15 protein-coding genes are annotated in these 12,001 nt (G+C 65.5%); 8 read left to right on the top strand and 7 right to left on the bottom strand.

All coding sequences use genetic code 11. From position 1 onward, the window contains the following. Positions 1-6: 6 nt before the first annotated feature. The 3 genes from DDE75_RS08595 (at position 7) to DDE75_RS08585 (ending at position 2,337) form a co-directional block, all read left to right on the top strand. A complete protein-coding gene (locus DDE75_RS08595; RefSeq protein ID WP_108501954.1) occupies positions 7-486 on the top strand; it encodes an ureidoglycolate lyase in 480 nt (159 codons plus the stop codon). Beyond that, a complete protein-coding gene (locus tag DDE75_RS08590; protein WP_108501953.1) occupies positions 483-1,115 on the top strand; it encodes a ribonuclease HII in 633 nt (210 codons plus the stop codon). The genes DDE75_RS08595 and DDE75_RS08590 overlap by 4 nt, the downstream gene beginning before the upstream one ends. An 88-nt stretch (positions 1,116-1,203) precedes the next feature. Next, on the top strand, positions 1,204-2,337 hold the full coding sequence (locus DDE75_RS08585) for a site-specific DNA-methyltransferase (RefSeq protein ID WP_108501952.1): 1,134 nt from the start codon (positions 1,204-1,206) through the stop codon (positions 2,335-2,337). Between the two features lie 83 nt (positions 2,338-2,420). Here the strand turns inward: DDE75_RS08585 and DDE75_RS08580 are convergent, their stop codons facing one another. After that, a complete protein-coding gene (locus DDE75_RS08580) occupies positions 2,421-2,882 on the bottom strand; it encodes an Lrp/AsnC family transcriptional regulator (RefSeq protein WP_108501951.1) in 462 nt (153 codons plus the stop codon). A 137-nt stretch (positions 2,883-3,019) separates the two neighbouring features. Here DDE75_RS08580 and ald point away from each other — a divergent pair, with 137 nt between their 5' ends. Continuing rightward, positions 3,020-4,138: an alanine dehydrogenase gene (ald, locus tag DDE75_RS08575; RefSeq protein WP_108501950.1), complete on the top strand. Its 1,119-nt coding sequence runs from the start codon at positions 3,020-3,022 to the stop codon at positions 4,136-4,138. Between the two features lie 50 nt (positions 4,139-4,188). Here the strand turns inward: ald and mscL are convergent, their stop codons facing one another. The 4 genes from mscL to DDE75_RS08555 all read right to left on the bottom strand — a co-directional run bounded on the left by mscL (position 4,189) and on the right by DDE75_RS08555 (position 7,007). Further along, a complete protein-coding gene (mscL, locus tag DDE75_RS08570; protein ID WP_108502096.1) occupies positions 4,189-4,623 on the bottom strand; it encodes a large conductance mechanosensitive channel protein MscL in 435 nt (144 codons plus the stop codon). Positions 4,624-4,694: 71 nt separating this feature from the next. Beyond that, positions 4,695-5,831 (bottom strand): CaiB/BaiF CoA transferase family protein, encoded by a 1,137-nt coding sequence (locus tag DDE75_RS08565; RefSeq protein WP_108501949.1) that lies wholly within the window; start codon positions 5,829-5,831, stop codon positions 4,695-4,697. After that, positions 5,828-6,457 (bottom strand): DsbA family protein, encoded by a 630-nt coding sequence (locus DDE75_RS08560; protein WP_108501948.1) that lies wholly within the window; start codon positions 6,455-6,457, stop codon positions 5,828-5,830. Before DDE75_RS08560 ends, DDE75_RS08565 begins: the two co-directional genes overlap by 4 nt. 16 nt (positions 6,458-6,473) lie before the next feature. Then, entirely contained in the window at positions 6,474-7,007 is a 534-nt protein-coding gene (locus tag DDE75_RS08555; protein ID WP_108501947.1) for a DUF721 domain-containing protein, read from the bottom strand. 103 nt (positions 7,008-7,110) lie between these two features. Here DDE75_RS08555 and mutY point away from each other — a divergent pair, with 103 nt between their 5' ends. Then, on the top strand, positions 7,111-8,118 hold the full coding sequence (gene mutY / locus DDE75_RS08550; RefSeq protein WP_245894679.1) for an A/G-specific adenine glycosylase: 1,008 nt from the start codon (positions 7,111-7,113) through the stop codon (positions 8,116-8,118). A gap of 10 nt (positions 8,119-8,128) precedes the next feature. Next, on the top strand, positions 8,129-9,268 hold the full coding sequence (locus DDE75_RS08545; RefSeq protein WP_108501945.1) for an alkane 1-monooxygenase: 1,140 nt from the start codon (positions 8,129-8,131) through the stop codon (positions 9,266-9,268). 65 nt (positions 9,269-9,333) lie between these two features. Here the strand turns inward: DDE75_RS08545 and rpsU are convergent, their stop codons facing one another. Further along, positions 9,334-9,540 carry a 30S ribosomal protein S21 gene (rpsU, locus tag DDE75_RS08540; RefSeq protein ID WP_022705914.1) on the bottom strand — a complete coding sequence of 69 codons (207 nt, stop codon included), beginning with the start codon at positions 9,538-9,540 and terminating at the stop codon, positions 9,334-9,336. Positions 9,541-9,632: 92 nt separating this feature from the next. Here rpsU and DDE75_RS08535 point away from each other — a divergent pair, with 92 nt between their 5' ends. Then, the gene (locus DDE75_RS08535; protein WP_108501944.1) at positions 9,633-10,286 is read left to right on the top strand and encodes a COQ9 family protein; all 654 of its coding nucleotides are present in this window, start codon (positions 9,633-9,635) and stop codon (positions 10,284-10,286) included. 9 nt (positions 10,287-10,295) lie between these two features. Then, positions 10,296-11,288 carry an NAD(P)H-quinone oxidoreductase gene (locus DDE75_RS08530; RefSeq protein WP_108501943.1) on the top strand — a complete coding sequence of 331 codons (993 nt, stop codon included), beginning with the start codon at positions 10,296-10,298 and terminating at the stop codon, positions 11,286-11,288. Positions 11,289-11,306: 18 nt separating this feature from the next. Here DDE75_RS08530 and DDE75_RS08525 read toward each other — a convergent pair whose 3' ends face one another. After that, the gene (locus tag DDE75_RS08525) at positions 11,307-11,942 is read right to left on the bottom strand and encodes a ribonuclease T2 family protein (protein ID WP_108501942.1); all 636 of its coding nucleotides are present in this window, start codon (positions 11,940-11,942) and stop codon (positions 11,307-11,309) included. Positions 11,943-12,001 lie beyond the last annotated feature (59 nt).

Below are 12,001 nucleotides of genomic sequence, written 5' to 3'. Positions count from 1 at the left end.
AGCATCATGACACAGATCCGCATCGAACCCCTGACTGCCGAAGCCTTCGCCCCTTTCGGCGATGTGCTGGCCCCGAAATCCGCGCCCGACCGCATGATCAACGCGGGCCGCTGCGAACGCCATCACGCGCTGGCCACGGTCGAGCGTCACGGCGGCGAGGCGATCATCAGCATCTTCCGCTCCGATCCGGTCAGCCTGCCCTATGAATGCACGCTGCTGGAGCGTCACCCCTTGGGATCGCAGGCCTTCATGCCGATGGGGCAGGGGGCGTGGCTGTCGGTCGTGGCCCCCGACACGGGTGGCCGCCCCGGCACGCCGCGCGGGTTCCTGGTGCCCTCGGGCGTGGGTGTGAACCTGCGTGCGGGGGTCTGGCATGGGGTGCTGACGCCGCTGGACCACGCCGCCGACTTTCTGGTCGTCGACCGCGAAGGGGACGGCGTGAACCTGCAGGAGGTCACCATCCCCCCCGTGGTCTTCACCCAATGAGTGGCCCCGATTTCAGCTTCGAGGCCGCGGCCATCGCACGCGGCGCGCATCTGGTCGCCGGTGTGGACGAAGTCGGGCGCGGCCCCCTGTGCGGGCCGGTGACGGCGGCGGCGGTGATCCTGAACCCCGATGCCATCCCCGAGGGGCTGAACGATTCAAAGAAACTGTCGGCCAAGCGGCGAAACGAGCTGTTCGACTGGCTGACGCGGAATTGCGACTGGTCGGTGGCCCATGTCGACGTCGAGGAGATCGACCGGCTGAACATCTATCACGCCTCGCATCTGGCGATGTGCCGGGCGGTCGCGGGGCTGAAGCAGCGCCCCGATCACGTGCTGGTCGATGGAAACAAGCTGCCGCACGACCTGAGCCTGTCCGCCGAGGCGATCGTCAAAGGCGACGCGCGCAGCGTGACGATTGCCGCCGCATCCATCCTTGCCAAGGTGTTGCGCGACCGCATCATGGAGTCTTTGGCGCAACAGTACCCCGGCTATGGCTGGGAGGTGAACGCCGGATATCCCACCCCGGCCCATAAAAAGGCGCTGCTGGAACTGGGCGTGACCCCACATCATAGGCGCAGCTTCAAGCCCGTCCACAACATCTTGTGTAAATCCCCGCTGCCAAGCAATTGATTCAAAAAACAATTTGACGCCGATTCGCGTCTGAATCATTTTGGGGGATCACCAGATCGGTAAAATCCGGCGTTCCCAGAGGCAGAAAATGACGAAAACCAGAAGCCCGCGTGCGGATTCCGTGCCGCCGTCGCTGCCGCTGAACCAGATTCTGGCCGGCGACTGCATCGCGGTGATGAATGCCCTGCCCGAGGCCAGCGTCGACCTGATTTTCGCCGATCCGCCCTATAACCTGCAGCTGAAGGGCGACCTGCACCGGCCCGACAATTCCAAGGTCGATGCCGTCGACGACCATTGGGACCAGTTCGACAGCTTTGCCATCTATGACGCCTTCACCCGCGACTGGCTGGCCGCCGCGCGCCGTCTGCTGAAGCCGAACGGCGCGATCTGGGTGATCGGCAGCTATCACAACATTTTCCGCGTCGGCGCCGAGATTCAGAACCAGGGTTTCTGGATCATGAACGACGTGATCTGGCGCAAGTCGAACCCGATGCCGAACTTCCGCGGCAAGCGTCTGACCAATGCGCATGAAACGCTGATCTGGGCGGCGAAATCCGAAGCCTCGAAGTATACCTTCAACTACGAAGCGCTGAAATCGCTGAATGAAGGCACGCAGATGCGCAGCGATTGGGTCATCCCGATCTGCAACGGCGGGGAGAGGCTTAAGGACGGCAAGGGCGAAAAGGCCCATCCGACCCAAAAGCCCGAGGCGCTGCTGCACCGCGTCATCATCGGCACGACCAATCCCGGCGATGTCGTTCTGGATCCCTTCTTCGGCACCGGCACCACCGGCGCTGTCGCCAAGATGCTGGGCCGCGACTTCATCGGCATCGAGCGCGAGGAAGCCTATCGCGAAGCGGGCCAGAAGCGTCTGGAGCGTACCCGCCGCCTGGACGCCGAGGTGATCGCCACCACCCGCGCCAAACGCGCCGAACCGCGCATCCCCTTCGGTCAGGTGATCGAACGCGGCATGCTGCGCGCCGGAGAGGAGCTGTTTTCCATCGGCAACCGCCACAAGGCCCGCGTGCGTGCCGACGGCAGCCTGATCGGCAATGACGTCAAGGGCAGCATCCATCAGGTGGGCGCCGCGCTGGAAGGCGCACCCAGCTGCAACGGCTGGACCTATTGGCATTTCCGGCGCGAGGGCAAGATGATCCCGCTGGACATCCTGCGCCAGCAGATCCGCGCCGAGATGGAGGGCGAGACCGCCCGCCCGAACTGAGCCGGAATTCCCATTCGCCATGCCTCGCTTCTGCCATACCGGCGGGGCCAACTTGACCCGTCATCCCCGGATGGCGGGTCCTTTCACACCGGGATGGCGGTGGTGCGGAAGACGGTCCGCAGGGCAAAGCTGGAATGCATCTGCGCCACGCCCGGCAGGCGCGACAGGTGCTGGCGGTGGATGCGGGCGAAATCGTCGGTATCCTCGACCACGATCTTCAGCAGGTAATCGGCCGTGCCCGCCATCAGATGACATTCCAGCACGTCGGGAATGGCACGCACGCCCTTTTCGAAGGCGTCCAACACCTCATCCGCCTGACCCGACAGGGTGATTTCCACGAAGACCGTGGTCTGCCGTCGCAGGGCGCGGGCATCCAGCAGCGCGACATAGCCCGAGATGACGCCCGCCTCCTCAAGGCGCTGCACGCGCCTGTGACAGGCGGATGGCGACAGATGGACCCGCAGGGCCAGTTCGGCATTGCTGATTCGTCCCTCGGTCTGCAGAAGGGCAAGAATGCGTCGGTCTATTGCGTCAAGTTCGGCCATAAACGCAGGTTCTTCGATGGCGGGGCAATTTGCCAGACTATTCTTCGCCCGACGCCACCTGGTGCCCAATATCTTCGCAGCACCTTGCGATGGATCGCGCGCATGATGGCATCATCAAGAACTCTGGGAGGAGAGCCATGAAGATCGGATGCCCCAAGGAAATCAAGCCGCAGGAGTTCCGCGTCGGCCTGACCCCCGCCGCCGCGACCGAGGCCGTGGGCCGCGGCCATCAGGTGCTGGTCCAGAGCGGTGCGGGCCTCGGCGCGGGTTTCACCGATGAGGATTACCAGAATGCCGGTGCCGAGATCGTGGACGATGCGCAGACGGTCTTCGACGCGGCCGAGATGATCGTCAAGGTCAAGGAGCCTCAGGCCGTCGAACGCAAGATGCTGCGCAAGGGCCAGATCCTGTTCACCTATCTGCATCTGGCGCCCGATGCTGACCAGACCCGCGACCTGCTGGACAGCGGCGTGACCGCCATCGCCTATGAAACCGTCACCGATGCGCGCGGCGGGCTGCCCCTGCTGGCCCCCATGTCCGAGGTCGCGGGCCGTCTGGCCCCGCAGGTCGGGTCATGGGCCTTGCAGAAAGCAAATGGCGGGCGCGGCGTGCTGATGGGCGGTGTGCCCGGTGTGCGTCCCGCGAATGTCGTCATCATCGGCGGCGGCGTCGTTGGCGCGGCGGCGGCGCGTGTGGCCGTCGGCATGGGGGCGAATGTGACGGTGATGGATCGCTCGGTTCCGCGGCTGTCCTATCTGGACGATGTCTTCATGGGCAAGCTGACCACGCAATTCGCCAGCGCCGCCGCGACCGAGGCCGCCATCACCACCGCCGACATGGTCATCGGTGCCGTGCTGATCCCCGGTGCCGCGGCCCCCAAGCTGGTCAGCCGGTCGCAGCTGTCGCTGATGCCGCAGGGATCGGTGCTGGTCGATGTGGCCATCGACCAAGGTGGCTGTTTCGAGACCTCGCGCGCGACCACCCATCAGGACCCGATCTACGAGGTCGACGGCATCGTCCATTACTGCGTGGCGAACATGCCGGGCGCCGTGGCGCGGACCGCGACGCAGGCCTTGGGCAATGCCACCATGCCGCATCTTATGGCCTTGGCCGAGAAAGGCTGGCGGCAGGCGGTCACCGATGATCCGCACCTGCGGGCGGGGCTGTCCACGCATGAGGGCCAGCTGACCTCGGTTCCTGTGGGGCAGGCGCTTGGGCTGCAGGCGATCACGCCCGAAAGCCTGCTGGACCTGTGACGTAACGGGCCGCGGCGCAAGTCGCGGCCCGTCGTTCGTCGGCATCCGGATCAGGCGCGTGCGGCCAGCAGATCGCGGATCTGGGCCAGAAGCTCTTCCTGGCTGGGGCCAGCGGGCGCTTCCTCGGCGGCGGGTTCGGGGCGTGCGACCTGCGCCTGAACGCGGTTGACCATGCGCACGATCAGGAAGACGACCCATGCGATGATCAGGAAGTTGATGACGGCCATGACGAAAGAGCCGTAGGCAAAGATCGCCGCGCCGGATTCACGCGCGACTTCCAGGCTGGCGCCATCCGGCACATTGCCCGACAGCACGAAATACTTGTCGGTGAAATCGACGCCGCCGGTCAGCAGACCGATGATGGGGTTGATCAGATCGACGACGACCGAATTGACGATGGCGGTGAAGGCCGCGCCGATGATGATGCCGACTGCCAGTTCGACCACGTTGCCGCGAGCGATGAAGGCCTTGAATTCCTGAAACATGCTGTCCTGTCCCTGACTGTTTGTCGCGACATGACGCCGCATGCGCAGAGTGGAATCAGACGGCGTGAAAATCAATAATCCTGACGAATAGGGTCCGGGTCGTCCCGCCCAAGCCCCGGCGATGACTTGTCGGTCGCCAGTTCGGCATCCGAAAAGCGAATGGGCAGGCGCACTCCGGGCACGCCCTCGGGGTCGATGCGCATTTGGCGGGCGATCACCTGCGGATCGGCGAAGACGTCGGCCATGTCGTTGATGGGGCCTGCGGGAATGCCCTGATCCTCCAGCGCGGCCAGCAGGCGGTCGCGGGGCCAGGTGACGGTGACCGATGACAGCAGGTCGCTCAGCGCTTGCCGGTTCGCGATGCGGTCGGCGTTGGTGGCATAGGCCGGGGCATCGGCCAGCGCAGGCAGTCCCAGCACGGCGCAGAGCCTGCGATACTGGGCGTCGTTGCCCGTGGCGATGATGATCCAGCCGTCCGCGCAATCGAAGACGGCATAGGGCACCAGGTTCGGATGCGCGTTGCCCATGCGGGTCGGCACCTCGCCGGTCGCCAGATAGTTCATCGCCTGGTTCGCCATGACCGAGGTCGCCACATCCAGCAGCGCCATGTCGATATGCTGGCCGCGCCCGGTCCGCTGGCGCTGGTTCAGGGCGGCGAGGATGCCCACGGCGGCATAGACTCCGGTGAAGATGTCCGTGACCGCGACGCCGACCTTCTGCGGCTGGCCCGTAGGATCGCCCGTCACGCTCATCATGCCGGACATGCCTTGGATGATGAAATCATAGCCCGCGCGATGGGCATAGGGACCGGTCTGACCGAAGCCCGTCACGCTGCAATAGATCAGCCGCGGGTTCAGCGCCGACAGGCTGGCGTGATCCAGACCGTATTTCGCCAGACCGCCGACCTTGAAGTTCTCGATGACGATATCGGCGTCCGCGACCAGATCGCGGACCTTTTGCTGGCCCTCGGGCGTGGTGAAGTCGGCAATCACCGATTGCTTGCCGCGATTGGCGGCGTGGAAATAGGCGGCACTGCGGTCGCCCTGATGGTCGATGAAGGGCGGCCCCCAACGGCGCGTGTCGTCGCCTTGGGGGGATTCGACCTTGATGACCTGCGCACCCAGGTCCGACAGGATCTGACCGGCCCAGGGGCCGGCCAGGATGCGCGCAAGCTCGACGACCTTCAGGCCGGCCAGCGGAGTCGTCACTGCTGGGCGGCTTCGGCTTCGGCCAGCTTGTCGTCGATGATCTCCTTCATGCTGTCCCACGACTGGTTCGGCACGGTTTCACCGCCGATGATGAAGGTCGGGGTCGCCTGGATGTCGTCGGCCTTGGCGTTTTCCTGGAAGGTCGCGATCAGCTGTTCCACCTTGGCGGTGTCATCCCAGCAGGCGGTCATCTGGTCGTCGGTCATCCCGGCCTTCAGGCCGATCTTGCGCAGGTTCGCGGCGACTTCATCGCCCGAACCGCCCGAGAGCCACTTCTGCTGTTCGTCGAACAGCATGCCGGCGACGGGATAGAATTTCTCACCCTCGCCGCAGCGGGCCATGATGCCTGCCCAGAGGCCGGGCTGGTCGAAGTAGATGTCGCGCTGGACGAATTTCACCTTGCCGGTGTCGATGTATTCCGACTTCAGCTGCGGAAAGACGTCCGTGTGGAAGTTCGCGCAATGCCCGCAGGTGAAGCTGGCGTATTCCACGATGGTCAGCGGCGCATCCTCGGCGCCCAGGGGCAGGTCCGGCAAGGTCTGGGGCGCTTCGGCCGGGGCGTCCTGTGCCATCACCGGGGCGGCGAAGGCCAAGGCGAATACAGTCGCAGCAGAGCGGAGAAACATGGGAAGTCCTTTCGGGTCAGGTCTTGCGTGATTGCCTTTGGGCGACGTTCAGGGCCAGCGTGGCCATGGCCTGCGCCAATGTCGGGTCGGTGAACTGCGCGCCGACGCGTTCGGCCTGTTCGACCCGTTCGGGATCGGGGGCCTTGGCGGTCTTCGGCGCATGGGTGAAACTGGCGCGGCCCTCGGCAAAGCCGCTGGCGGCGGTCTGGGTCAGGGTGATCCGCTGGACGGCGTTATAGCCATAGCAGGCGTTCACCTTGTCGCGCAGCATCGGCAGCTGCATTTCCACCATTGGGGCCATCGGGCCGGTGGTCAGCAGGGTCAGCGTCGCCCCGAAGGCGCCACGGCTGTGGCTGATCTTGACGGGGCGGGTGGCGGCGGCCAGTTGGGGGCCGGCGATCTCGGGCCAATGGGTCAGCAGGCGGGCGACGGCAAAACCGCGACCCTCGGCCGCTTTCTGCACGCGCGTCGCCAGCAGCGATGACGCCGCCTGGAAGCCGCGGCTGCGACGACGGGTCTTGGAATATGTGGATCCGGGTGCCTGTGCCATCGTTCCATGATCTGTTATCACGCCCATAGTCTTAGCCAGCCATCGGCAAGGATGAAAGCGCACCCATTCACACGAGGCCACATAATTGCGTGACAGCAAGGTGATCGCAGAAACTCTGCTTGACTGGTACGACCGCCACGCCCGCGTCCTGCCGTGGCGCGTGCCGCCGGGCGGTGCGCCTGCCGACCCTTATCGCGTCTGGTTGTCCGAGGTGATGTTGCAGCAGACGACCGTGGCTGCCGTCAAGGAGTACTTCCTTAGATTTACAAGGATCTGGCCTACGGTCCATGACCTTGCCGCCGCCCCCGACGCGCAGGTGATGGGCGAATGGGCGGGGCTTGGCTATTACGCCCGCGCCCGCAACCTGCTGGCCTGCGCGCGGGCGGTGTCCGAACGCGGCGGTTTTCCCGACACGCGCGATGGGTTGCGTGAATTGCCGGGGGTGGGGGCCTATACCTCGGCAGCGGTGGCGGCGATCGCCTTCGACCTGCCCGAAACCGTGGTGGACGGCAACGTCGAACGCGTGGTCTCGCGCCTGTTCGCGGTCCGCACGCCGCTGCCCCGGGCCAAGCCGGAACTGACGGCGCTGGCGGAAACGCTGACGCCGCAGACCCGCCCCGGCGATTACGCGCAAGCGATGATGGATCTGGGCGCGACGATCTGCACCCCGCGCAAGCCCGCCTGCGTCATCTGTCCGCTGAGCGCATCCTGCGACGCCCGCGCCCAAGGCATCGCCGCCGAGCTGCCCGCCAAGACCCCCAAGGCCCCCAAGCCCGAACGCACAGGCATCGCCTGGATCGCCCGCAGCGGCGACCGCATCCTGCTGGAGGAACGCCCCGCCAAGGGGCTGCTGGGGGGGACGACGGCGTTCCCCTCGGCCGGGTGGGACGGGCGCGACCTGCCGCCCCCCGGTCCGGCGGATTGGCGTCCTATCGGCGAGGTGCGCCATGTCTTCACCCATTTCAGCCTGACCCTGACGGTGATGATCGGCGATCTTACCGGCAATCCCGAACGGGGCCAGCTGATCCCCCTGCGACAGATCGACCGCGATGCCCTTCCGGGGCTGATGCGCAAGGTCTGGGATATGGCGCAAAGCAAGATCGCCGCGTAGCATCGCGGGCATGAGCGATTCACCCAACCGAAGCCTTCCCTCTGCCGCGCCCTTCTGGATGTCGGCACTGATGATCCCGCTGGTGGCCCTTGCGGCCATCAAGGGTGGTATGTGGTGGGCGCTGCTGCCGCTCTATGCCTGGTATTTGACGACGGTGCTGGACGGCATCCTGGGGACGAACGACGAAAACCCCGATCCGCAGACCGAAACCGCGCGGCTGTTCTGGCATCGCGCCATCACCATCATCTGGTTCCCGCTGCAATTCGCGGCGATCTTCGGGTCGATCTGGTATGTCCGGGCGACGGGCCACCTGTCGGGCTGGGAACAGCTGGGCCTGTTCTTCGGCATCGGCGTGCTGTCGGGCAGCATCGGCATCGTCTATGCCCACGAGCTGCTGCACCAGAAGACCGCGCTGGAACGCTGGCTGGGTGATCTGCTGCTGGCCAGCGTGCTTTATTCGCATTTCCGGACCGAACATCTGCTGGTGCACCATTCATGGGTCTCGACCCCGCGCGATGCGGTCTCGGCCCGCTATAACGAGGGTTTCTATCGCTTCTTCATCCGCGTTCTGGCCGATGGACCGCGCAGCGCATGGCGCGCCGAAACCCGCATGCTGGCCCGGGCCAGGCGCAGCCCGTGGGACCGGCGCAACCCCTTCTGGCGCTATGCGGCGCTGCAGCTGGGGATGCTGGCACTGGCGCTGATCCTTGGCGGATGGGCTGGGCTGGGGCTGTTCGCCTTTCAGGCCTTCATCGCCGTCTGGCAGTTGGAGCTGACGAATTACGTCGAACACTACGGCCTGTCGCGCAAGCATCTGGGCGATGGGCGCTATGAACATATCCTGCCGAGGCACAGCTGGAATGCCAGTCACAAGGCCTCGAACTGGCTGCTGATCAACCTGCAGCGCCATTCCGACCACCACTACAAGCCCGACCGCCGTTTTCCGCTGCTGCAGACCTATGGCACGGATCAGGCCCCGCAACTGCCGCGCGGCTATCCGACGATGACCTTCATCGCGATGGTGCCGCCGATGTGGCGTCGCAGGATGAATCCGCGCGTGCGTGCCTGGCGCAAGCAATTCTACCCCGAGATCACTGATTGGACCGATTACAACCGCGGCACGCTGCCGATGCCCCGCAATGCGCTGTGATCGCAAAGCAAAACCCCCGCGACATGGTGCCGCGGGGGTTTTTCGATAACGCTGAACGCGTCGTCTTACAGTGCGCCTTCGCGCTGTGCCTTTTTACGGGCCAGCTTGCGGGCACGGCGGACGGCCTCGGCCTTTTCACGGGCTTTCTTGACCGACGGCTTCTCGAAATGTTGCCGAAGCTTCATTTCACGGAAGACACCTTCGCGCTGAAGTTTCTTCTTCAGGGCGCGGAGCGCTTGCTCGACGTTGTTGTCGCGAACATTGACCTGCATGTGGTTGTCACCACCTTCCTAGGTTAGAGTTGCAAGATTGCAGGAAGCGTCCCCCTAACAGCCGTGGGCGCGTTTGTCCAGATAGGTGTGCCATGACCCAGACCGACCGCGAAGCCCTTCTTGATGCCGCCCTGATTCATGTCCCCTTTGAGGGGATGAACGACGCAGCCCTGCTGGCGGGCGCGCGCGACATCGGCATGTCGCCCGCCCTGGTGCGGGTGCATTTTCCCCAAGGGGGCGCGGGGCTGGCCGCCGCCTATCACCGCCGCGCGGATGACAAACTGCGGGAATCGCTGGTCGAATCGCCGCCCGAGGGACGGTTTCGCGACCGCGTGGCGCAGGCCGTCTGGCGCAGGCTGCAACTGGTCGACCCGGAACTGGTCCGCGCAGGCGCATCGACGCTGGCCCTGCCGCAGAACGCCGCGCTGGCGGCACGCTTGGTCTGGGAAACCGCCGATATCATCTGGACGGGGTTGGGCGACCGGACCGACGACGTGAACTGGTATTCCAAGCGGGCAACGCTCTCGGCGGTGATCTCGGCCAGCGTGCTGTTCTGGCTGGGCGACGATTCGCCGGACCATGCCGAAACCCGCGCCTTCATCGATCGCCGCATCGACGGGGTGATGAATTTTGAAACCATCAAGGCCCGTCTGCGTAGTTTGCCGGGGGCCGAAAGTCTGACCAAGGCGGCCTTCGGCTGGATCCGGGCACCCCGCCCGAAACCGCTGCCCGGCAAGACCCATTAAGGAGAGACCATGTTCCCTGATTCGATGACCGCGATCGAGATCGCCTCGGCCGGCGGACCCGACGTGCTGCGCAAGGCGACGCGCCCCGTGCCCGTTCCCTGCCACGACCAGATCCTGATCAAGATCGCCTATGCCGGCGTGAACCGTCCCGACTGCCTGCAACGCGCGGGTGCCTATGCGCCGCCGCCGGGGGCATCCGATCTGCCCGGCCTGGAAGCCTCGGGCGAAATCGTGGGCATCGGCGCGGGCGTCACCCGCTGGAAGAAGGGTGAAAAGGTCTGCGCCCTGTTGCCCGGTGGCGGCTATTCCGAATACGCCGTCTGTCACGCCGACCACGCCCTGCGCATCCCCGAGGGCCTGTCCATGAAGGAGGGCGCCTGCCTGCCCGAAACCGCCTTCACCGTCTGGTCGAACGTCGTCCAGCGCGGCCATCTGACCGGGGGCGAGCGTTTCTTGGTGCATGGCGGCACCTCGGGCATCGGCATGATGGCCATCCAGATCGCCCATGCGCTTGGCGCCCGCGTCTTTGCCACGGCAGGCAGCGACGACAAGTGCCAGGCGATCCGCGATCTGGGCGCCACGGCCATCAACTACAAGGAACAGGATTTCACCAAGGTGCTGGCCGAGGCCGGCGGGGCGGACCTGATTCTGGACATGGTGGGCGGCAGCTATATCCCACGCAACATCGGCAGCCTGGCCAAGGACGGGCGGCTGGTGATGATCGCCTTCCTTGAAGGGCCCAAGGTCGAGCTGAACTTCGCCCATATCATGATGAACCGCCTGACCGTCACAGGATCGACCCTGCGGCCCCAGTCTGACGTCGCCAAGGCCGAAATCGCCGACGAGATCCGCAAGAAACTGTGGCCGATGATCGCCGCAGGTTCGGTGGCCGTCACCATCGACAGCGAGTTCGACCTGACTGACGCCGCCGATGCCCACCGCCGGATGGAGGCCAGCGGCCATATCGGCAAGATCGTCCTGAAGGTGGCGGGCGAGGCCTGATCCCGACCCCGATGCTCGTCAGCGCACCTGTTCCATCAGGACGCTGCGGCGGCTGCAGTCGCGGCGGGCATCGGGGGCGCAATCGCGCGGCTGCAGGTCGCGGGTCAGGCAGATCCGCACCTCGGTCAGGGCATCGTCGCGGCAGGAAATGGTGATGCCGTCGCGGGTCAGCTCGGGGTTCGCCTCGATGAAGGCTTCCTCGATGATCGGGGGTGGCACGCTGACGTCGCGCGACAGGTCGTCGAAGACCGCCGGGATCTGGATGGCTTCCAGCGCGTCGCGGGTCGCCTGATAGTAATCCGCCGCCGAAAGGCCCGTGCAGCGCCCGTGCTTCTGCCATTGGTGCCACGCCAACCCGCCCGACCCCATGACATCCGCCATCGCCTGGCTTTCGCGGCGCGAGGGATCGCGTTCGCGGGTGTTGCAGTAATCGGGCCAGCCCCGTTCATATTGCGGCCACAGCCCGTGGACGCTGAAGTCGCGCCCCGTGCCCGGATCGCATTCGGGGGCGTCGCGGTCGTCGCCCGTGCTGGCGCACCATGACGGCTGCCAGCTGAGCGCCAGGACATAGTAATCGAACTGCCCCGCCACGTCGCGGGCGGCCAGGGGCAGGGGGGTCAGCAGGGCCGCAAGGGCAAGGATGAATGCACGCATGGTGTCAGGTTAGCGCGGGCCGGGCGTCCTTGCATCCGTCATCTGCGCGAATCCTCTTT

The organism is Paracoccus indicus (assembly GCF_003056335.1).
Lineage (GTDB): Bacteria > Pseudomonadota > Alphaproteobacteria > Rhodobacterales > Rhodobacteraceae > Paracoccus > Paracoccus indicus.
The sequence above is the reverse complement of the archived record's forward strand: the minus strand, read 5'-3'. Positions and strand labels throughout refer to the sequence as shown.

Bases quoted from the DNA above. Each gene is read 5' to 3' on its own strand.
- DDE75_RS08595 (WP_108501954.1), top strand. From the start codon at position 7: ATGACACAGATCCGCATCGAACCCCTGACTGCCGAAGCCTTCGCCCCT.
- DDE75_RS08555 (WP_108501947.1), bottom strand. From the start codon at position 7,007: ATGGCACAGGCACCCGGATCCACATATTCCAAGACCCGTCGTCGCAGC.
- DDE75_RS08590 (WP_108501953.1), top strand. From the start codon at position 483: ATGAGTGGCCCCGATTTCAGCTTCGAGGCCGCGGCCATCGCACGCGGC.
- DDE75_RS08535 (WP_108501944.1), top strand. From the start codon at position 9,633: ATGACCCAGACCGACCGCGAAGCCCTTCTTGATGCCGCCCTGATTCAT.
- DDE75_RS08525 (WP_108501942.1), bottom strand. From the start codon at position 11,942: ATGCGTGCATTCATCCTTGCCCTTGCGGCCCTGCTGACCCCCCTGCCC.
- DDE75_RS08545 (WP_108501945.1), top strand. From the start codon at position 8,129: ATGAGCGATTCACCCAACCGAAGCCTTCCCTCTGCCGCGCCCTTCTGG.
- DDE75_RS08585 (WP_108501952.1), top strand. From the start codon at position 1,204: ATGACGAAAACCAGAAGCCCGCGTGCGGATTCCGTGCCGCCGTCGCTG.
- DDE75_RS08530 (WP_108501943.1), top strand. From the start codon at position 10,296: ATGTTCCCTGATTCGATGACCGCGATCGAGATCGCCTCGGCCGGCGGA.
- ald (WP_108501950.1), top strand. From the start codon at position 3,020: ATGAAGATCGGATGCCCCAAGGAAATCAAGCCGCAGGAGTTCCGCGTC.
- DDE75_RS08580 (WP_108501951.1), bottom strand. From the start codon at position 2,882: ATGGCCGAACTTGACGCAATAGACCGACGCATTCTTGCCCTTCTGCAG.
- DDE75_RS08560 (WP_108501948.1), bottom strand. From the start codon at position 6,457: ATGTTTCTCCGCTCTGCTGCGACTGTATTCGCCTTGGCCTTCGCCGCC.
- mscL (WP_108502096.1), bottom strand. From the start codon at position 4,623: ATGTTTCAGGAATTCAAGGCCTTCATCGCTCGCGGCAACGTGGTCGAA.
- rpsU (WP_022705914.1), bottom strand. From the start codon at position 9,540: ATGCAGGTCAATGTTCGCGACAACAACGTCGAGCAAGCGCTCCGCGCC.